We start from the raw sequence: 18,914 nt of genomic DNA, 5'->3' as shown, positions 1-18,914 counted from the left end.
TTCAAGGCTGTTGCAGCAACGCGTTGATGGGCTGCAGGTCTTCCTCGCGCAGCGAACCCGCCGCGGCTTTCAGCTTCAGGCCGGCCAGGATCGTGTTGTAGCGCGCGCGGGCCAGGTCGGTGCGGGTCTGGTACAGCTGGCGCTGCGCGTTCAGCACGTCGATGTTGATACGCACGCCGACCTGGTAACCGAGCTTGTTCGATTCCAGCGCGGAATTGCTCGACACTTCGGCCGCTTCCAGCGCCTTCACTTGCGCGAGGCCGCTGTTCACGCCGAGGAAGGACTGGCGCGCCACCAGCGCGGCGTTGCGGCGGTTCGCTTCCAGGTCGTTGCGGGCCTTGTCTTCCAGCGCGATCGATTCGCGCACCTTGCTCGTCACGGCGAAGCCGCTGAAGATCGGGATGCTGTACTGGATGCCGATGGCGTTGTTGTTGGTCTTGCCCGACGAGGTCGTCTGGCCATTGACGTCGCGGTGCAGCGACGATGCGACGAGGTCCACGGTCGGATAGTGGCCGGCGCGGTTCTTCGAGATGTCGCGCTTGGCCGATTCCAATTGCAGCTGGGCCACGGTCACGGCGTAGTTCTGGTTCTCGGCGGCGGACACCCACTGGTCGACGTTGATCGGCTGCGGCGCCGTCAGGGACACGCCCGTGCGCAACGTCGCCAGCGTCGACGGCGGCGTGCCGATGATGGCTTGCAGCGCCGTCTTCTTGGTTTCCAGATCGTTGACGGCAGCAATTTCTTGAGACACCACGAGGTCGTATGCGGCCTGGGCTTCATGGGTGTCGGTGATGGTCTGCGTGCCGACTTCGAAGTTGCGCTTGGCGGAAGCCAGCTGCTCGGTCACGGCGACTTTTTGTGCGCGCGTGGATTCCAGCGTGTCCTGGGCGGCCAGCACGTCGAAATACGCTTGCGCGACGCGCGTGATCAGGTCCTGCTGGGCCTGGGCGAACTGTGCTTCGGAAATGGCTTGCGACAGCTTGCTCTGCTGGTAGGTTTGCCAGCGGTCCCAGTGGAACAGCGGCTGCTGCAGGGTCACCTGGATTTCGTTGGTGCGCAGATTGCTGCCGGGGGACGGTACGTTGTTCCACGGCGTGATGTCGGTATTGTTCTTCGTGATATCGCCATTGATGCCGACGGTCGGCAGCAGGCCGGCTCGCCCCTGGGTGATACGTTCGCGACCCGCCGCGGCGGACGCGCGGGCGCTGGCATACGTGGCGTCGTTCGCCAATGCCTGCTGGTACACCTGGATCAGATCGGCCGCCTGGGCGTTGAGCGAAAACGCGCTGGCCAACAGTACGGCGATGAGGGGCTTCTGCATTACTTTCTCCGTCGGAGTCATCAATAGTTAAGGACGCAGAGTCAATACTTCGGCATCGAAGGGTCGACCTGCACGGCCCAGGCGTGTATCCCGCCTGTAAGGTTGGTAATGTTGCTGAATCCGTTACGCTCCAGGAAGGCGGCCACCTGCATGCTGCGTGCGCCGTGGTGGCACACGCAGACGATGTCCTGGCCGTCGTCCAGCTCGCTCACGCGGATCGGAATCAGGTTCATCGGGATCTGGGTCGAGCCTTCGATATGGCAGGTCTCGAATTCCCAGTTTTCCCGAACGTCGAGCAGCAACGGCTGCGGACGCGACGAGTCGGCCAGCCAGGCGGCCAACTCGGGGGCGGTAATGTGCTGCATGCGTCTGTCGCCTCTCAGAACTGGAAGTGCGACGGCACCGGGGCGCCCGTCAGGTAGCGCACGTTGGTCTCGAACACCTTGACCGTGCTGTACGCGTTGTCCCCGGTACGGGTGATGATGGCCGCTTCCATTACCGGTGCCTGGCCGACGATCGCGGCGATGCGGCCGCCCACCTTCACCTGCTTCAGGATCGCTTCCGGCAGCACTTCCAGCGCGCCCGAAATCACGATCACGTCGTACGGCGCACCTTTTTCCCAGCCCTGGGCGCCGTTGCCGACTTCGACGGTCACGTTGTGCACGCCGGCATTGGCCAGGTTCTTCTTGGCCAGTTCCGCCGTTTCCGGATTGATTTCCACGGTGGTCACCTTGGCGGCGCGGTGCGCCAGCAGGGCGGCCATGTAACCCGAACCCGTACCGATTTCCAGCACGGTCTCGTGCTTCTTCACACCGGTTTCCTGCAGGATGCGCGCCTCGAACTTGGGCGCCAGCATGGCGTCACCGCCCGGCAGCGGGATCTCGACGTCGGCGAACGCCAGGTTCTGGTACGCCGCCGGCACGAACTGTTCGCGCTTGACGACGTGCAGCAGGTCGAGCACATCCTGGTCCAGCACGTTCCACGGACGGATCTGCTGTTCGATCATGTTGAAGCGGGCTTGTTCGATATTCATCTTTAGACTCGGTGGGAAAATAAATAATCCGATATTTTATCGTTGAACGGCTTCAGCAAACATATCTTAACGACATGGGGCTGAGTGCCAGCGGAAATTGCGACAGTCTGCAGTTTCCGGGGCATGAACCCCGGAAAACAGCGTCTTGACGTAGGAAAACGGGGTCAAACGGGAGGCGCGGCCGGCAGGATGCCATGCAGCGCCATGTCGAGGAAGGTGTCGAGGAAGGCCAGCGGCTCCAGCTCCGCGCGCGGGCACGGGCCGACCGAATGCTTCCAGATGATCAGGGTGAGCATCGGGGCGACGAGCACCTGGGTCATCGTATTGACGTCGATCTTGCGGAATTCGCCGCGCGCGATGCCCCGTTCGAGCATCGACGCCATGGCATTGGTGCCGCGGGTGATCACTTCTTCCTGGTAAAAGCGGGCCAGTTCCGGAAAATTGTCCGCTTCCGCCATGACGAGCTTGATGATGCCGGAGGCCTTGGTCGCGCCCAGCCGCTGCCACCAGGAGTGGATCAGCTGGCGCAGCAGGTCCGCGCTGTGGCCGTCGAATTCGGCGACGGACGCCTCCGCCTCGCCGATCACGGGCACGATATTGCTGCGCACGACGGCCTTGAACAGTTCTTCCTTGTTCTCGTAATACAGGTACAAGGTGCCCTTCGACACGCCGGCGCGGCGCGCGACGTCTTCCAGGCGTGTGGCGGCGTAGCCACGCTCGACGAACAGGTCGATGGCCGCCTCCAGCAACTCCTGGGGCCGCGCGTCCTTACGGCGCTCCCAGCGCGGCTTGGTGTCAAAAGGGCATGGCATGCTTCTGTCCGACAACTAACTGTTGAGTCAGCAAATATAGACCTGGGGATTTGGCCAGTCAAGAACGGTGGCCTTCACCAGTAGTATACTGTCTGCTTGCCTGTCCCCGGTCTTTACATGCATATCCCGCCTTCTCCTGTCTCCTGCCGTCCCGGCTGCGGCGCCTGCTGCATCGCACCGTCGATCACGTCCCCGATTCCTGGCATGCCAAACGGCAAGCCTGCTGGCGTGCGCTGCATGCAGTTGGACGAGCACAACGGCTGCAGGATTTTCGGGCAGCCGGACCGCCCCCGCGTCTGCGGCAGCCTGCCGCCATCGCGCGAGATGTGCGGCGACACGCGCGAGCAGGCGATGTTCTTCCTGGCCGAATTGGAGCGCTTGACGGCCTGACATTGCCTGCACGGTAACTCGACGGCAGCCCCCTTCCTCATGGTAAGCTTGCGGCCCGCGCAATATCTACCGCGCACGCGTCCCCAACCCTACCGAACCGCACACACCAATGGATATCATTCTCGCCCTGAAAGCGATCATCATGGGCCTCGTCGAGGGCTTCACCGAATTCCTGCCGATCTCGTCCACCGGACACCTGATCCTGGCCGGTAGTCTGATCAATTTCACTGGCGAAGTGGCCCAGGTGTTCGAAATCGCTATCCAGGCCGGCGCGATCCTGGCCGTGATGTGGGAATACCGTGCGCGCATCGGCGCCGTGCTGGGTGGCATCACGTCCGATCCGCGCCAGCAAAAGCTTGTCGTCAACCTGATCGTCGCGTTCCTGCCGGCGGCCGTGCTGGGCTTCCTGTTCAGCAAGGCGATCAAGGCGCACCTGTTCGCGCCGGTGCCCGTGGCCCTGGCGTTCATCGTCGGCGCGTTCGTGATCCTGTGGGCGGAGCGCCGCCACAAGGTGCTGCCGGGCGCGCACCGCGTCCAGACCGTGGACGACATGACCGTCGTCGACGCGTTCAAGGTCGGCTGCGCCCAGTGTTTCGCGCTGATCCCGGGCACGAGCCGTTCGGGTGCGACGATCATCGGCGGCATGCTGTTCGGCCTGTCGCGCACGGCCGCCACCGAATTCTCGTTCTTCCTCGCGATTCCCACGCTGCTGGCCGCGACCGTGTATTCCGTCTTCAAGGCGCGCCACGACCTGCACGCCTCCGACCTGCCGCTGTTCCTGATCGGCGGCGTGGCGGCGTTCATTTCCGCCTTCCTGTGCGTACGTTGGCTGTTGCGCTTCATCAGCACGCACGACTTCACGGGCTTCGCCTGGTACCGTATCGTATTCGGTGTGGTCGTGTTGATCACCGCCCATTTCGGCTGGGTGGTCTGGGCCGAATAATTCGAGAGCAGCAAGTACCATCATGACGAGCGACATCGAGCAACGCGCGCTGCAAATCCTGCAGACGGTCTTCGGCTACCCCGCCTTCCGCGGTCAGCAGGCCGACATCGTCGAGCACGTGGCGTCCGGCGGCGATGCGCTCGTGCTGATGCCCACGGGCGGCGGCAAATCGCTGTGCTACCAGATTCCCGCGCTGGTGCGCGACGGCGTCGGCGTCGTCGTCTCCCCGCTGATCGCGCTGATGCAGGACCAGGTCGACGCGCTGGCCGAAGTGGGCGTGCGCGCCGCCTTCCTGAACTCGACGCAGACGTTCGAAGAGACGCTGCGCATCGAACGCATGGTGCGTACCGGCGAGCTGGACCTCGTCTACGTGGCGCCCGAGCGCCTGATGACGCCGCGCTGCCTGGAACTGTTCGAGTCCGCGCACATCTCGCTGTTCGCCATCGACGAGGCGCACTGCGTGTCGCAATGGGGCCACGACTTCCGGCCCGAATACATCCGCCTGTCGATCCTGCACGAGCGCTTCCCGCACGTGCCGCGCATCGCACTGACGGCGACGGCCGACCAGCTCACGCGCGCGGAAATCGCCCAGCGCCTGCAGCTGGAAGAGGCGCGGCAGTTCGTGTCGTCGTTCGACCGTCCGAACATCCGCTATTCCATCGTCGAAAAAACGAACGGCCGCAAGCAGCTGCTCGACTTCATCTCGGCGGAACACCCGGGCGACTCGGGCATCGTCTACTGCCTGTCGCGAAAGAAGGTCGAGGAGACGGCGGAATTCCTGAACGAGAACGGCATCCGCGCCCTGCCCTACCACGCGGGCATGGAGTACTCGCTGCGGGCCGACAACCAGGCGCGCTTCCTGCGTGAAGACAACATCGTGATGGTGGCGACCATCGCGTTCGGCATGGGCATCGACAAGCCCGACGTGCGCTTCGTCTGCCACCTCGACCTGCCGAAATCGCTCGAAGGCTATTACCAGGAAACGGGCCGCGCGGGCCGCGACGGCCTGCCGTCCAATGCGTGGATGGCCTACGGTTTGCAGGACGTCGTGCTGCAGCGCCGGATGATCGACGAGTCCGAGGCCGACGAGAATTTCAAGCGCGTGCTGTCGTCGAAGCTCGACGCGATGCTGGGCCTGTGCGAGACGCTCAGCTGCCGGCGCATGCGCCTGCTCGAATACTTCGGCGAGCGCTCCGGCCCGTGCGGCAACTGCGACACCTGCCTCATTCCGCCGACGTCGTTCGACGCGACCGTGCCCGTGCAAAAGCTGCTGTCGGCCATCTACCGCGTCGACCAGCGCTTCGCGGCCGGCCACGTGATCGACGTGCTGCGCGGCGTGAGCTCCGAGCGCATCGTCCAGTGGCACCACGACAAGCTGACCGTGTTCGGCGTGGGGGCCGAGCGCGGCGAGCAGGAATGGCGCGCCATCGTGCGCCAGACGATCGCCCTCGGCCTCGTCACCGTCGACCACGACGCGTTCAGTTCACTCAAGTTGACGGAAGCGGCGCGGCCCGTGCTGAAAGGCGAGCAGAAGGTGCAGCTGCGCCAGTACCAGAAGCCCGTGAAACCCAAGCGCACGTCCACGCCGCGCGGCAGCTACGAAGAAGTCGAGCTGTCGAAATCGGAACAGGCGATCTTCGACAAGCTGCGCTGGTGGCGCGTCGAGACGGCGCGCGCGCACGGCGTGCCCGCGTACGTCGTGTTCCAGGACGCCACCCTGCGCGAGATCGCCAAGGTCAAGCCGGTGTCGCTCGACCAATTGCGCGGCGTCTCCGGCGTCGGCGAGAAGAAGCTGACGTCCTACGGCGACGAGATCGTCGGGATCATCAGCGAGATGGTCTAAGCCAGTTACCTCTTCGTGAAGACGAGGTCCCACACGCCGTGGCCCAGTTTCAGGCCGCGGTTCTCGAACTTGGTCAGCGGCCGGTACGACGGCTTTTCCGCATAGCCCTCGGCCGTGTTCTGCAGCGCCGGCTCGTTGCCCAGCACTTCCAGCATCTGCACCGCGTAATCTTCCCAGTCCGTCGCGCAATGGATGTAACCGCCCTGCGCCAGCTTCTGGCACAGCAGTTGCACGAACGGCGGCTGGATCAGGCGGCGCTTGTTGTGGCGCGCCTTGTGCCACGGGTCGGGGAAGAAGATGTGCACGCCCGCCAGCGAACCGTCGGCGATCATGTTGTTCAGCACCTCGACGGCATCGTGCTGGATGAGGCGCAGGTTCTGGATGTCCTGTTCGCCGGCCAGTTTCAGCAGGCTGCCCACGCCCGGCGTGTGCACTTCGACGCCGACGAAATCCTTGTCCGGCATCGCCTTCGCGATGTGCGCCGTCGTGTCGCCCATGCCGAAGCCGATCTCCAGGATCAGCGGCGCGGTGCGGCCGAACGGGGCGTGGAAATCGAATTGGGCCTTGCGGTACTCGATCAGGTAATGCGGACCATACGCTTCCAGCGCGCGCGCCTGGCCGGTCGACAGGCGGCCGGCGCGGGTGACGAAACTGCGGATGCGGCGTTCGGTCGGGTCGTAGAGCATGGCGCGGCCCTGCTCGTTGGTAGGCGTATCGGAAGACATGGGGATGAGATGAAGTGATGAAAAAACGGGCGCTATTATAACCCGGCGCTTTGGTGCGCCGATCTCGGACATAATGCATCTGTTGCAATCAGGAGTACGACTCTAGTCGAACTAAACGTGCCTGAACGTGTCCTATCGTGATCATGGAAAAAGCGATGGGCAAGAGCCAAGCCGCCAGGCTGCTGGGAATCACGGTCAAGACGCTGCAGCGGTCGGAGCGCGAGGGCCGGCTTGTCCCGGCCGCCCGCGCCACCAGCAATCGGCGCTGCTACGTACATTGCTTCTCGAGCAGGTTGTACGGCCTGCGCAACTACCGCCGCCAACTGCGCGCGGCCCTGGAGAGCGACCATGCTGCTGGCGCATCGGATCAGGATTGACGCGACAGCGCCCCAGCGCGACTACTTTACGCGCGCGGCCGGCACCGCCCGCCGGGTCTGGAACTGGGCGCTCGCCGAGTGGAACCGTCAGGTAGGCTGTGGCCTGCGGCCAAACGCGATGGCGCTCAAGAAGGCGTTCAATCGCATCAAGTATTCGGATCCCGACTGGCTCGACGCTGACGGCAAGCCGTGGTTGCGTGCCATCCACCGCGACGCGCACGCCCAGCCGTTCGCCAACCTCGCAAAGGCGTGGAGCCGTTACGTCGAGCAGCGCCGCGCCGGCCAGCCGGCATACGCGCCGCGCTTCAAGAAGAAGGGCCGCTCGGCCAAGAGTTTTTACATCGCAAATGACAAGTTTCGGATCGAGGGACGCAGCGCCGTGTTGCCGAAGGTGGGCCGCGTCGCACTGCGCGAAGCGCTGCGTTGGGACGGCAAGATCATGGGCGCGAGTGTCTCGCGCGAAGCCGGTCACTGGTATCTGGCGGTTCAGGTCGACGTGCCGGACCATTTGGCCTGGCGGCGTTGCACAGGTGACGCCGTCACCGGTGTCGACCTGGGCGTGACCAGCGCGGCCACGCTGTCCAGCGGCGAGAAGATCGCGGCGCCACGGCCGTTGAAGGCGGCGCTGCGGCGCCTGCGCATCCGCTCGCGCCGGCAGTCGCGCAAGCTCGAGGCGGCCAAGGCCGCGGCCGGGATCGTCGGCCGCATAGTCAAGGGCACGCGCCTGCCGGCGTCGAAGAACCGGACCAAGGGCGCGCTGGCGCTGGCGCGACTGCAGGCGCGCATCGCGCGCGTGCGCAGGGATTTCACCCATAAGCTCACGACCAGGCTGTGCCGCGAGAACCAGGCGCTGGCGATCGAAGACCTGAACGTGCGCGGCATGCTTGCCAACGCGCGACTGGCACGCGCGATCGCCGATGTCGGCTTTTACGAATTCCGGCGCCAGCTGACGTACAAGTCGGGGCGCTACGGTACGCAAATCGTGCTGGCCGACCGCTGGTACCCGTCCAGCAAACTGTGTTCGGGCTGCGGTACCCGCAACGCGGAGCTGGCGCTGGGCGACCGGACGTGGACTTGCCCCGGTTGCGGAGCGCGGCACGACCGCGACGTGAACGCGGCCATCAACCTGCAACGGCTCGCCACCGGCGCCCTCGCGGCGCGCACGGCGCTACCCGAGGCGAGCCAGGCGGTAACGCGTGACACTGCCGCCGGCCCAGCGCCGGCGGGAGGCGGGGAAGTGACGCCTGTCAGGCACGAGCACGGTCAGCAGGACGGCTCGGGGCAGGAAGAGTATGCTGTGCACATTTGCACACATAATCGATAGCAGCCACCGATGCGCCAGCAGACCCACTCTATCGCCACCGAAGACAACGTCGCCGCCTACCGCCTGACCTCCTTCCACTACGGCACGCAAGGCAGCGGCAGGAAGGTCTACATCCAGGCCTCGCTCCATGCGGACGAGGTGCCCGCGATGCTCGTCGCGCACGTGCTGCGCCGTGAGCTCGACCGGCTGGATGCGCAGAACAAGGTCACCGGCGAGATCATCCTGGTGCCGGCCGCGAATCCGATCGGGCTGTCGCAGGTGATCCACGGCGCGCCGTTCGGGCGCTTCGACCTCGCCACCGGCACCAATTTCAACCGCTCGTACCGGCACGTGGCCGCGGCGTTGAAGACGTCGCTGCAGGACAAGCTCGGCGCGGCCCCCGCCGCCAACGCGGCCCTCGTGCGCGAGCACGCGCGCCGCGAGGTGGCCGCATGGCTGCCATCGAACGCGACGGAAGAGCTCAAGAAGGCGCTGCTGGGCATGGCGATCGACGCCGACATCATGCTCGACCTCCACTGCGACAACGAGGCCGTGCTGCACATGTACACCGGCACGCCGCTGGCCGGGCGCGTGAAACCGCTGGCGGCGCTGATGGGCGCGTACGCCGTGCTGCTGGCGACGGAATCCGGCGGCGAGCCGTTCGACGAAGCATGCAGCCGCGTGTGGTGGGAACTGGCGGAACACTTCGGCGACCGCTTCCCGATCCCGCTGGGCTGCGTGGGCGTGACGGTCGAGCTGCGCGGCGAGAACGACGTGCGCTACGACCTGGCCGAACGGGACGCGCACGCGCTGCTGCAATACCTGGCGCGCGAAGGCGTCGTCGACCTGCCCGTCGAGCCGCTGCCGGCGCCGCTGTGCGAACCGACGCCGCTGGAGGGCGTGGAACCGCTGCACGCGCCGCATGCGGGCGTGCTCGTGTTCCTGAAAAAACTGGGCGACCAGGTGCAGGCGGGCGATGCCGTCGCCGACATCGTCGATCCGGTCAGCGGCAGGACGACGACCCTGCGGCCCACGCAGTCGGGCGTGCTGTTCGCCAGCACGGCGCACCGGCACCTGCTGCGCGGGATGCATGTCTGTAAGATCGCGGGGGCGCAGGCGTGGCGGACGGGGAGCTTGTTGGGCGCATGAACCGAAACGCATGCACCGTCGCCCCTGCGAAGGCAGGGGCCCAATTTTGCTGGCGCTGCCGCGACGCACGCTAAATTGGATCCCCGCCTGCGCGGGGACGACGTGTTTATTGCAACGGCTAGGCGGCCAGCGCTTCCTTGAACAGGTAACGCTGCTCCAGCAGCGGCCCGATCCCCGCCGCCGGCAGCGGCCTCGCAACAAAATACCCCTGCACCTCGTTGCACTTCAGCGCCCGCAGGATCTGCAGCTGTTCCTCGTTCTCGACGCCTTCCGCCACCACCTCCATCCCGAGCGCGTGCGCCATCGACACGATCGCCTGGAAGAACACGGTGCCTTCGCGCGAGCGTCCCAGTTCGGCCGTGAACGAGCGGTCGACCTTCAGCACGTCCATCTTCATGCGCTGCAGCTGCGACAGCGACGAATAGCCGGTGCCGAAATCGTCGACGTGCAGCTTGACGCCCAGCGCGCGGATCGCGGCCAGCTCGGCGAGGATCTCGGCCTGGTCGCCCATCATCGCGGACTCCGTGATCTCCACTTCGAGCAGGCCGGCCGGCACGGCGTGGCGGGCCAGCGCGTCTTCGAGCTCGCGCTGCACGCTGCCGCGCAGGAACTGCTTCGGCGAGACGTTGATCGACACCGGCACCGGCACGGCGCCGTGCGCGCGCCAGGCCGCCAGCTGGGCGCAGGCCTGGTCGATGACGATGGCGCCGATCGGCACGATCAGGCCGCTGGATTCGGCCAGCGGGATGAATTCGTCCGGGCGGATCATGCCCAGCTGCGGATGCTCCCAGCGCAGCAGCGCTTCCATGCTCAGGAGCTCGCCCGTGCGCGTGTCCACGCGCGGCTGGTAGTGCAGCACGAACTGGCGCTTGTCGATCGCTTCCAGCAGGCGCTGGCGCAGCTGGGTGCGCGTCTTGAGGATGTTCGATTGCGCGGGTTCGAAGAAGCGGTACTGGCCCTTGCCCTCGGCCTTGCCCGCGTACATGGCGATGTCGCCGTGGCGGATCAGCGTGGCCGCATCGAGGCCGTCGCGCGGGTACACGGCGATGCCGACCGAGGCGCCGATCATGTGCTGGTCGTCGGCGATCGGGAACGGTTTACTGAAGGCTTCGACGATGCGCGTGGCGACGATGGCCACCTGCTGGTCGCTGTCGAAGGGGCTCAGCAGGACGACGAATTCATCGCCGCCGAAACGCGCCACGCTGTCGCCCGGACGCAGTTGCGACAGCAGGCGCTCGGCCGCCAGCTGGAGCAGGCGGTCGCCGACGGCGTGGCCGTGCGTATCGTTGACCTGCTTGAATTCGTCGAGGTCGATGAACAGCAGCGCCGCGCCATGATCGCCGTCCTCGGCGCGCGCCAGCGCGACCGGCACGAAGTTCAGGAACCAGTGGCGGTTCGGCAGGCCGGTGAGGCTGTCCTCGTTCGCGAGGCGCGCGAGCTGGGATTCGTGTTCCTTGCGCTCGCTGATGTCCTGCAAGGTGACGGCGAGGTTGTCGCCCACGCGCACGATGCGCCGGTGGCCCCAGCGGATGTTCAGCCGGTTGTTGTCGGGCATGCGCCGGTCTTCCTGGTGGAAGCCGACGGCCAGCGCCGTGCGGTAGTTGGCGACCAGTTCGTCGAAGGACTTGCCGTGGTGGACCGCGGAGATCAGGCTGCCGACGAGCTGCGCGCGCGTGCTGCCGTAGAAGAAGGCGCCGCGTTCGTTGCAGTCGACGATGCGGAAGTCGACCGTCTGGCCCTTGCGGTCGCGCACCGGCGCGACCATGTAGAAGCCGTCGTTGCCGCTCTCGGTGGCCGTGCGGTAGGCGCGCTGGATCTCGGCCCGCTCGCGCGCCCGCGCCGACGCGCGCAGCGACAGCATGCTCGCCCCCAGCGCCAGCATGGTCAGCACGGCGGTGGCCACCAGCGTGTGGTTGCGGCTGTCCGTCCAGTAGGCGTCGGCCGCTTCCAGCACGGCCGTATGCGACAGCGCGACGAGGGCCACGAGCGAATACGCGCCGGAGCGGCGCCAGCCCAGCACGCGCGGCTCGCCGTCGGCAAAGCCGCCCTGCCCGTCGACCAGCTGCACGCCGCGCGCCACCGGCCAGCGGTCGGCGTTCGCGGGCAGCAGCGAGGCGGCGCCCATCGAGCGCACGATGCCGCTGGCGTCCTGCTCGACGCGCAAGGCATTGTCGGTGCCGACGAGCGCCAGCAGGCTGCCCGGCCCCAGCGTGGGCGAGCTGACGAACGATGTGAAATACGCGGCGTCGACGGCCATCAGCAGCACCCCGTCGAAGCCGTCGTCAGGCGTGTCGAGCCGGCGTGTGAAGAGAATGGTTCCGCGGGCTTCGTCCAGTTCCGGCGGCGGCGTGCCGATGCGCAGCGCGGTCGAGATGGCGTTGCGGTGCTGGATGAAGAAGTCGGCCCGGGACAGATCCAGCCCGCGCGCGTGGATGCGGCTCGAGGAGCGGACCGCGCCGTCCGGCCCGATCACGCTCACGTTGACGAAGGCGGCGTCGGTGAACATGCCGTCGCGGCGCATGTTCTCGATCAGGCTGCGGTCGCGCGCGTGCTCCCAGCTGTGCTTGAGCTGCATGGTGATCTGGTCGACCTGGGCGACCGAGCGGGTGACGTACTGCTCGTAGGCTTCGGCATACGCGTCGGCCTCCTTGAACGCCTGCTCCTCGGCGCGCCGGCGTTCGGCGCCGGCGTGCAGGATGGTGGCGGTCCAGAGGGCGGCACAGACGAGCAGGGCCAGCGCGGGCCACAGCAGCGCGAGGAATCGGTGGGTGCGCGGGGCGGTGTGCGCACTGGACTTGGACATGCGGGTTCCGTCAGAAGGCGTGCGGGGATGCACGCTCAGTTACTGTTCAGCAACTCGCAGTGTAAGAAAAGAAAGTGACGGGATGATGACAAGGCCGCGCGTCAGGCCGGCGTGCCCTTCGCCAGCGCCTGCGCCAGCGCATCCACGTCGGCCGGCTTCACGAAGTGGTAATGGAAACCCGCGGCCTTCGATGCGTCGCGGTCCTGCTGCTGGCCATAGCCCGTGAGCGCGATGAACAGCGCCCCGGCCGCACGCGGCAGCGCGCGGATCTGGCGCGCCAGTTCATGGCCGTCCATGCCCGGCAGGCCGATGTCGAGGACGAACGCGTCGAAGGACCGATCGCGCGCGCAGGCGAGCGCCTGCAGCGGGTCGTATTCGATGGACGCCTCGTGGCCCAGCACCTCCAGCAGCATCGCCACCGTCTGGGCGGCGTCGGCGTTGTCGTCGACGACGAGCACGCGCCGCACGCCCGGCTGGGCCGCGGCTGCGCCGGCGGCGTCGCGCGCCGCGGGCGCCGGGCCCGCATGCGGCGGCCTGGCCGTCGACGCGGCCCCCTTGTCCGGGCCCACGCCCTGCGTCGCCGCCTGCCCGCCATGCCGCTCGAGGAGGCTGATCTCCTGCGGCTCTTCGATGGTGTCGTACATATGTTCGTCCCCGTTTTTCGCCCGCGTTGACTATGGTACGAAAATACGCCGCCCCGGCGCGCAACCTACGCAGGAGGGCATGCACTCAGGATAACGCTCCTTGTTCCGCGCGGCAATACGCGCACGCAAGAACGTTCAACGCCGCGCTTCCGCCCGGGCCAGCACCTCGTTGACCTCGTTCAGGTCGGCCGGCTTGACGAGGTAATGGTCGAAGCCGGCCTGTTGGGCTTCCTCGCGGTCCTGGTTCTGGCCGTAGCCGGTCAGGGCGACGAGCGTGGCGCCCGCGTTCTCGGGCTGGGCGCGCAGACGCCGCGCCAGTTCGTAGCCGTCCATGTCGGGCAGGCCGATGTCGAGCAGCAGGACGTCCGGATGCTCGTTTTTCGCCCGCGCCAGCGCGCCGCGCGCATCGTATTCGACGCTGACCGCGTGGCCCTGCACTTCGAGCAGCGCGGCCAGCATCTGGGCCGCGTCGGCATTGTCGTCGACGACCAGCACGCGCAGGTTGCCATTGTCCGGCGCCGCGCCCGCCGCGGCCCCGCCGCCCTCGTTGGCCGCGTCCGCCGGCGCGCGCGCCACGCACGGCAGGCAGATCGAGAACTCGCTGCCCTGTCCCAGGCCCTCGCTACTGGCATGCACGGTGCCGCCGTGCAGCGCGACGAGGCTTTTCACCAGCGCCAGGCCGATCCCGAGCCCGCCCTGCGACCGGTCGGGCGTGCGCTCGGCCTGCGTGAACAGGTCGAAGATGTACGGCAGGACTTCCGGCGCGATGCCGACGCCGTTGTCGCGCACGGACACCGTCACCTGCTCGTCGCCCACGGTCACGGCCAGCACGATGCGGCCGCCCGGCGCCGTGTACTTGGTGGCGTTATTGAGGATGTTCGAGATGACCTGCACGAGACGCGTGCGGTCGCCCGTCACGTGCGCCGGCTGGCCCGACAGCTGCAGGGTCAGCGCATGGCGGCGCGCATCGATCAGCGGCCGCACCTGCTCGACGGCGGCGGACACGATCACGTTCAGGTCCAGCTCGTCCTTCTCCAGCGTGACGAGGCCGCGCGTGACGCGCGAGACGTCCAGCAGGTCGTTGACGAGGTCCGTCATGTGCTCGGCCTGGCGCACGATGATCTCGCTGGCGTTGGCCACGCTGTTGGCGTCCAGCCGGCCGAGCTTCAGCAGCTGGGCCGCCGTCATGATGGGCGCGAGCGGATTGCGCAGCTCGTGCGCCAGCATCGCGAGGAACTGGTCCTTCTGGCGGTTGGCGGCGCGCAGCTCGTCCTCGACGAGCTTGCGGTCGGTGACGTCGCTGCCTTCCACGAAGATGCCGCTGACGGCGCCGTTCTCGTCGCGGATCGGCTGGTAGACGAAGTCGATGTAGCGTTCTTCCAGCGGCCCTTCCGGTTCGCGCTGCAGGCGCACGGGCAGCGCGTGGCCGACGAACGGCTCGCCCGTCGCGTACACGCGGTCAAGCAGTTCGAGGAAGCCCTGGCCGACGATTTCCGGCAGCGCGTCGCGCGCCCGCTTGCCGACGATCGGGCGGTGGCCGACCAGCTGCATGTACGACTGGTTCGTGAGCTCGAACACGTGCTCGGGGCCGCGCAGCACGGCCATGATCCCCGGCGCCTGCGAGAACAGGCCGCGCAGCCGCTCGTTCTCCTCGTTGCGGTATTTCTCGGCCAGCACCTGCTCGGTGACTTCGACGCACGCGCAATACATGCCGGCGATGGCCCCGTTCTCGTCGCGCACGGGCGAATACGAGAACGTGAACCAGGTCGGCTCGTCGTAGCCGTGGCGGTTCATCACGAGGTACAGGCGGTCGGCATATGTCGCCTCGCCGCGCAGCGCGCGTTCGATCAGCGGGTGGATGTCGTGCCAGATCTCGGCCCAGATGTCGTGGAAGCGCCCGCCCAGCGCGGCCGGATGCTTGTCGCCGAGGATCTCGCGATACGGATCGTTGTACAGGAATGCGAGCTCCTTTCCCCAGGCGACGAACATGGGGAATTTCGAGTTCAGCATCAGCCCGACGACCGTGCGCAGCGCCTGCGGCCACGTGCGTGGATGGCCCAGCGGCGACGTGGACCAGTCGTGCGCACGCATCATCGCGCCCACTTCGCCGCCGCCGCTCAGGAACATCAGGGCGCCGGCATGGTTTTCGTCAGACTGTTGTCTGTTTTCTTGCATGATTGACACTGGTTGAAGCAACAACGCCAGTGTGCCATAAGGGCTTGTCGCAGGGCGCGCGCGGCGGTCGGTATGTTTCAGGGGAGGGATTGAAGCATGGAGCGGGTGAAGGGAATCGAACCCTCGTCGTAAGCTTGGGAAGCTTCTGCTCTACCATTGAGCTACACCCGCGTTGCCCGCATTCTACGCCCGTTCCAGCCAATTTGACAATTCATCATGACATTGATCAGGATCGAACGCAGCTGACCTTAGACATTTTTCGGCATGAGCTTGTGTCGAAAAATTCGTTGGGCCTTCCATGGACGGGCTCGTATATTGAACACTCGTCCATCAGCACAGCGGAGGCACCGTGAGGCCCATTCTTTCCGACCAACACCGCCTCCGGGAGCACGACTGATGGCCGACTTCGACATCGGCGCGATCGTGCGCGACCTGAACGAGGCGCGCCGCCAATGGCGCCAGGCGCATCGTCCGGCCGGCGAGGTGCGCGGCATCGAGTTTCCGTCGCGCGACGCGCTGGCGACCATCCTCGGACAGTTGAAAGGCGTGCTGTTTCCGCTGCGCCTGGGCCCGCCCGACCTGCGCCAGGAAAGCGAGGATTTCCACGTCGCGCACGCGCTCGACACCGCCCTGCACGCGCTGCTGCGCCAGGTCCGCATCGAGCTGCGTTACAGCGCCGCGCTGCGCCACCTGACCCATACCGACATCGAGCCGCAGGCGCTCGAGGCCACCCGCGCGTTCGGCGCCGCGCTGCCCGGCATCCGCACCCTGCTCGACAGCGACGTGATCGCCGCCTTCCAGGGCGACCCGGCCGCGCGCAGCGTCGACGAAGTGCTGCTGTGCTATCCGGGCATCCACGCGATGATCCATTACCGCCTCGCGCATTGTCTGTACGGACTCGGCCTGCCGCTGCTCGCACGCATCATCGCCGAGCAGGCGCATGCGGAAACAGGCATCGACATCCATCCGGGCGCGACGATCGGTGCCGGCTTCTTCATCGACCATGGCACGGGCGTCGTGATCGGCGAGACGGCCGTCATCGGCCAGCGCGTGCGCCTGTACCAGGCCGTCACGCTGGGCGCGAAGCGCTTCCCCGCGAATATCGACGGCTCGCTGCAAAAGGGCTTGCCGCGCCATCCCGTCGTCGAGGACGACGTCGTCATCTATGCGGGCGCCACCGTGCTGGGCCGCATCACGATCGGCAAGGGCGCCGTCATCGGGGGCAATGTCTGGCTGACGCACGACGTGCCGGCGGGTGCCCGCGTGGCCCAGGCCGCATCGCGCGAGGACGACCTGGGCGCATCGGACATATCGGGCGAGTCGGCGTAGTTACCTCGGACTTTCGACGACGTAACCCCTGGCCTGCAGGCCGGCCAGGTAGCTCGTCGGGCCGAGGATGTCCTGGATCTCCAGCACGGCAAAGGTGATGGCGTTGCTGGCCAGCGCATTCTCCGCCGCCTTCAGCCAGGACGTGCGCAGGCGCTGGCGCACCTGGCGCAAGGCCGCGGCGTCCTTCGCGATCGAGCTGTTCATGACGGCGTCCAGGCATGCATCCCGCCGCTCCGCGAAGTTCAGGCCGCGGATCTCGCCGATGTCGCCGTTGGCCCAGGCATTCGCGCGCACGCGCATCGTTTCGAGATCGGTGTCCAGGGTGTCGAGCGTCTTCGTGAAGCAGACGAGGTCGTCCACCTGCGAATTCTTGAAGTCGCGCACGAGCTTGCGCGGGTCGTCGACCATCACGTCATAGCCCGAGTCGGTCATTTTGACCTTGTTCTTTTTCGCGACGTCCTCGATCTTGCCGAGCACTTCGCTCCCATAGCTCAGGCCGCTTTTCTTGAGGCCGGCGAGCAGCAGTTCCTCGCCCGCGAAGACGGGCCGGTAATGCTCGATGCCGTCGTCTTCGCCGACGTACTTGGCCTTCAGCACCGTCCAGTGCGCGTAGACGTCGGCCGGGACCACGTCATGCAGCACCGCATCGTCCGGATTGCGCTTGATGCCGATAAGGCTGGGCAAGGCCGTCAATCCGCTGAAGAAACCGATGTGGGCTTTCGCGACGGGCGGCATCAGGACTTCCTGCGACTTCGCCACGAGGCGCTCGACGCGCGACGCATCCCATTCCATCTTCCGCGGCAGCGGAGAATAGGTGCCGAAGACCCACATCACGTGCGTTCCCTTCGACACCTTCCACACGCCGGGGCCGGGACGGCGGCCTTCGATGACGACCGTCGCGGGAACGCCGTCGGCGGGTTGCGCGGTCTGGTCCACGCTCTGCGCGAACGCCGGAGGGACCAGCAGAGCCAACGAGAACACATACCCGTTGATTGTCTTCGTCATGGCGTGTTCCTTATTTCGGGCTCTCGACCGTATAGCCTTGCGCCTGCAGGTCAGCCAGGTAGCTCTGCGGACCGATGACGTTCTTCATCGGCAGGAGCGCAAACGTCGCCGTGTTGTCGGTCAATGCCTTCTCGGCCGCCTTCATCCAGTTGGCACGGATGCGCTCGGGAAGATGCTGGAATGCGGGAGCGTTCTTGGCGAACTGGCTGTTGAAGATGGCGTCGTTGCACGCCTTGTCGCGCTCGGCATAATCGAGGCTCGACATCTCGGCGATATTGCCATTGGCCCAGGCGTTCGCGCGCACGCGCATGGCGTCGATATCGCCTTCCAGCCGTTCCAGGGTCTTGGTGAAGCACGCCACGTCTTCCACCTGCGACTTCTTGAATTCCTTCATCAGCGCACGGGGATCGTCGACGTCCATGCTGAGCGCCGTCGACGTGATCTTGACCTTGTTGTGCTTGGCCGCCTTTTCGATCTGCTCTTCCACGCCGGTATTCTGGGTCAGGCCGCTTTTCGACAAGCCCTTGCTCAGCAGCGTGTCGGCGACGAAGATCGGGCGGCGCCGCTCGATGCCGTCGTCATCGCCGATATACTTGCCCTTCAATACCTGCCAACGCGCATACACGTCCGCCGGGAGCACGTCGTGCAGCGTGGCGCCGTCCGGATTCTTGTCGATGCCGATCGCGGTCGGCAGCAGCGTCAGGCCCCGGAAGAAGCCGACCTCCATGCGGGCCCCCGGCCGCGTCAGCACTTCCTGCGATTTGCCGACAAGACGCTCCACGCGCGCCGCATCCCACTCCATCTTCTGCGGCAGCGGGGAATACACGCCGAACACCCACATCACGTGGTCGCCCTTCGAGACTTTCCAGACGCCGGGACCGGGCCGGCGGCCTTCGACCACGACGGTCGCGGGGACGGTGTCAAAGGCCTCGACGGCGGCGGGTGCGGGTTCAGGCTCGGGCGTGGTCTGGGCCAGGACCGGCAGGGTCAGGAAACTCAGGTAAAGCGCACATGCATACCGTTTGCTCATCGGGCATCCCATCGTTGTTGTTGTGTGCGCAA

17 protein-coding genes and 1 tRNA gene are annotated in these 18,914 nt (G+C 66.4%); 7 read left to right on the top strand and 11 right to left on the bottom strand.

Going from position 1 to position 18,914, the window contains the following annotated elements; all coding sequences use genetic code 11:
- Position 1 precedes the first annotated feature (1 nt).
- The 4 genes from ACEN9H_RS00840 to ACEN9H_RS00825 all read right to left on the bottom strand — a co-directional run bounded on the left by ACEN9H_RS00840 (position 2) and on the right by ACEN9H_RS00825 (position 3,166).
- The gene (locus ACEN9H_RS00840; RefSeq protein WP_413673456.1) at positions 2-1,321 is read right to left on the bottom strand and encodes a TolC family outer membrane protein; all 1,320 of its coding nucleotides are present in this window, start codon (positions 1,319-1,321) and stop codon (positions 2-4) included.
- Positions 1,322-1,362: 41 nt separating this feature from the next.
- Positions 1,363-1,686, bottom strand: coding sequence for a rhodanese-like domain-containing protein (locus ACEN9H_RS00835; RefSeq protein WP_056124058.1), 324 nt, complete (start codon positions 1,684-1,686; stop codon positions 1,363-1,365).
- Between the two features lie 14 nt (positions 1,687-1,700).
- Positions 1,701-2,354, bottom strand: a complete 654-nt coding sequence (locus ACEN9H_RS00830; RefSeq protein WP_056124056.1) for a protein-L-isoaspartate O-methyltransferase family protein — start codon at positions 2,352-2,354, stop codon at positions 1,701-1,703.
- A 164-nt stretch (positions 2,355-2,518) separates the two neighbouring features.
- Positions 2,519-3,166 (bottom strand): TetR/AcrR family transcriptional regulator, encoded by a 648-nt coding sequence (locus ACEN9H_RS00825; protein WP_413673455.1) that lies wholly within the window; start codon positions 3,164-3,166, stop codon positions 2,519-2,521.
- 117 nt (positions 3,167-3,283) lie between these two features.
- Between ACEN9H_RS00825 and ACEN9H_RS00820 the strand changes: the two genes are divergently transcribed.
- The 3 genes from ACEN9H_RS00820 (at position 3,284) to recQ (ending at position 6,342) form a co-directional block, all read left to right on the top strand.
- Positions 3,284-3,556 (top strand): YkgJ family cysteine cluster protein, encoded by a 273-nt coding sequence (locus tag ACEN9H_RS00820; protein WP_082577469.1) that lies wholly within the window; start codon positions 3,284-3,286, stop codon positions 3,554-3,556.
- Between the two features lie 109 nt (positions 3,557-3,665).
- A complete protein-coding gene (locus tag ACEN9H_RS00815) occupies positions 3,666-4,499 on the top strand; it encodes an undecaprenyl-diphosphate phosphatase (protein ID WP_056124050.1) in 834 nt (277 codons plus the stop codon).
- A 22-nt stretch (positions 4,500-4,521) separates the two neighbouring features.
- Positions 4,522-6,342: a DNA helicase RecQ gene (gene recQ, locus ACEN9H_RS00810; RefSeq protein WP_413673454.1), complete on the top strand. Its 1,821-nt coding sequence runs from the start codon at positions 4,522-4,524 to the stop codon at positions 6,340-6,342.
- Positions 6,343-6,347: 5 nt separating this feature from the next.
- Here recQ and trmB read toward each other — a convergent pair whose 3' ends face one another.
- On the bottom strand, positions 6,348-7,028 hold the full coding sequence (gene trmB / locus ACEN9H_RS00805; protein WP_413675541.1) for a tRNA (guanosine(46)-N7)-methyltransferase TrmB: 681 nt from the start codon (positions 7,026-7,028) through the stop codon (positions 6,348-6,350).
- Positions 7,029-7,210: 182 nt separating this feature from the next.
- Here trmB and ACEN9H_RS00800 point away from each other — a divergent pair, with 182 nt between their 5' ends.
- From ACEN9H_RS00800 to ACEN9H_RS00790, 3 genes are read left to right on the top strand one after another with little or no spacing between them, the layout of a single operon-like run.
- Positions 7,211-7,444 carry a MerR family DNA-binding transcriptional regulator gene (locus ACEN9H_RS00800; RefSeq protein WP_413675540.1) on the top strand — a complete coding sequence of 78 codons (234 nt, stop codon included), beginning with the start codon at positions 7,211-7,213 and terminating at the stop codon, positions 7,442-7,444.
- Positions 7,416-8,768: an RNA-guided endonuclease InsQ/TnpB family protein gene (locus ACEN9H_RS00795; protein WP_413673453.1), complete on the top strand. Its 1,353-nt coding sequence runs from the start codon at positions 7,416-7,418 to the stop codon at positions 8,766-8,768. The genes ACEN9H_RS00800 and ACEN9H_RS00795 overlap by 29 nt, the downstream gene beginning before the upstream one ends.
- 9 nt (positions 8,769-8,777) lie before the next feature.
- Positions 8,778-9,896: a succinylglutamate desuccinylase/aspartoacylase family protein gene (locus tag ACEN9H_RS00790; RefSeq protein WP_413673452.1), complete on the top strand. Its 1,119-nt coding sequence runs from the start codon at positions 8,778-8,780 to the stop codon at positions 9,894-9,896.
- Positions 9,897-10,014: 118 nt separating this feature from the next.
- Here the strand turns inward: ACEN9H_RS00790 and ACEN9H_RS00785 are convergent, their stop codons facing one another.
- From ACEN9H_RS00785 to ACEN9H_RS00770, 4 genes are all read right to left on the bottom strand, one after another.
- On the bottom strand, positions 10,015-12,699 hold the full coding sequence (locus ACEN9H_RS00785; protein WP_413673451.1) for an EAL domain-containing protein: 2,685 nt from the start codon (positions 12,697-12,699) through the stop codon (positions 10,015-10,017).
- 101 nt (positions 12,700-12,800) lie between these two features.
- Positions 12,801-13,343, bottom strand: a complete 543-nt coding sequence (locus tag ACEN9H_RS00780; protein WP_413673450.1) for a response regulator — start codon at positions 13,341-13,343, stop codon at positions 12,801-12,803.
- Positions 13,344-13,478: 135 nt separating this feature from the next.
- A complete protein-coding gene (locus ACEN9H_RS00775; RefSeq protein ID WP_413673449.1) occupies positions 13,479-15,518 on the bottom strand; it encodes an ATP-binding protein in 2,040 nt (679 codons plus the stop codon).
- Positions 15,519-15,615: 97 nt separating this feature from the next.
- A tRNA-Gly gene (locus ACEN9H_RS00770) sits at positions 15,616-15,689 on the bottom strand.
- Between the two features lie 225 nt (positions 15,690-15,914).
- On the opposite strand from ACEN9H_RS00770, the gene epsC reads away from it, so the two are divergent.
- Positions 15,915-16,847: a serine O-acetyltransferase EpsC gene (epsC, locus tag ACEN9H_RS00765; RefSeq protein ID WP_413673448.1), complete on the top strand. Its 933-nt coding sequence runs from the start codon at positions 15,915-15,917 to the stop codon at positions 16,845-16,847.
- Here epsC and ACEN9H_RS00760 read toward each other — a convergent pair whose 3' ends face one another.
- Together ACEN9H_RS00760 and ACEN9H_RS00755 are read right to left on the bottom strand one after the other, a co-directional pair.
- Positions 16,848-17,852 carry a TraB/GumN family protein gene (locus ACEN9H_RS00760; RefSeq protein WP_056124031.1) on the bottom strand — a complete coding sequence of 335 codons (1,005 nt, stop codon included), beginning with the start codon at positions 17,850-17,852 and terminating at the stop codon, positions 16,848-16,850.
- Positions 17,853-17,862: 10 nt separating this feature from the next.
- Positions 17,863-18,882, bottom strand: coding sequence for a TraB/GumN family protein (locus tag ACEN9H_RS00755; protein WP_413673447.1), 1,020 nt, complete (start codon positions 18,880-18,882; stop codon positions 17,863-17,865).
- Positions 18,883-18,914 lie beyond the last annotated feature (32 nt).

It is taken from the genome of Massilia cellulosiltytica (assembly GCF_047325105.1).
GTDB classification, from domain to species: domain Bacteria; phylum Pseudomonadota; class Gammaproteobacteria; order Burkholderiales; family Burkholderiaceae_D; genus Telluria; species Telluria orientalis.
The sequence above is the reverse complement of the archived record's forward strand: the minus strand, read 5'-3'. Positions and strand labels throughout refer to the sequence as shown.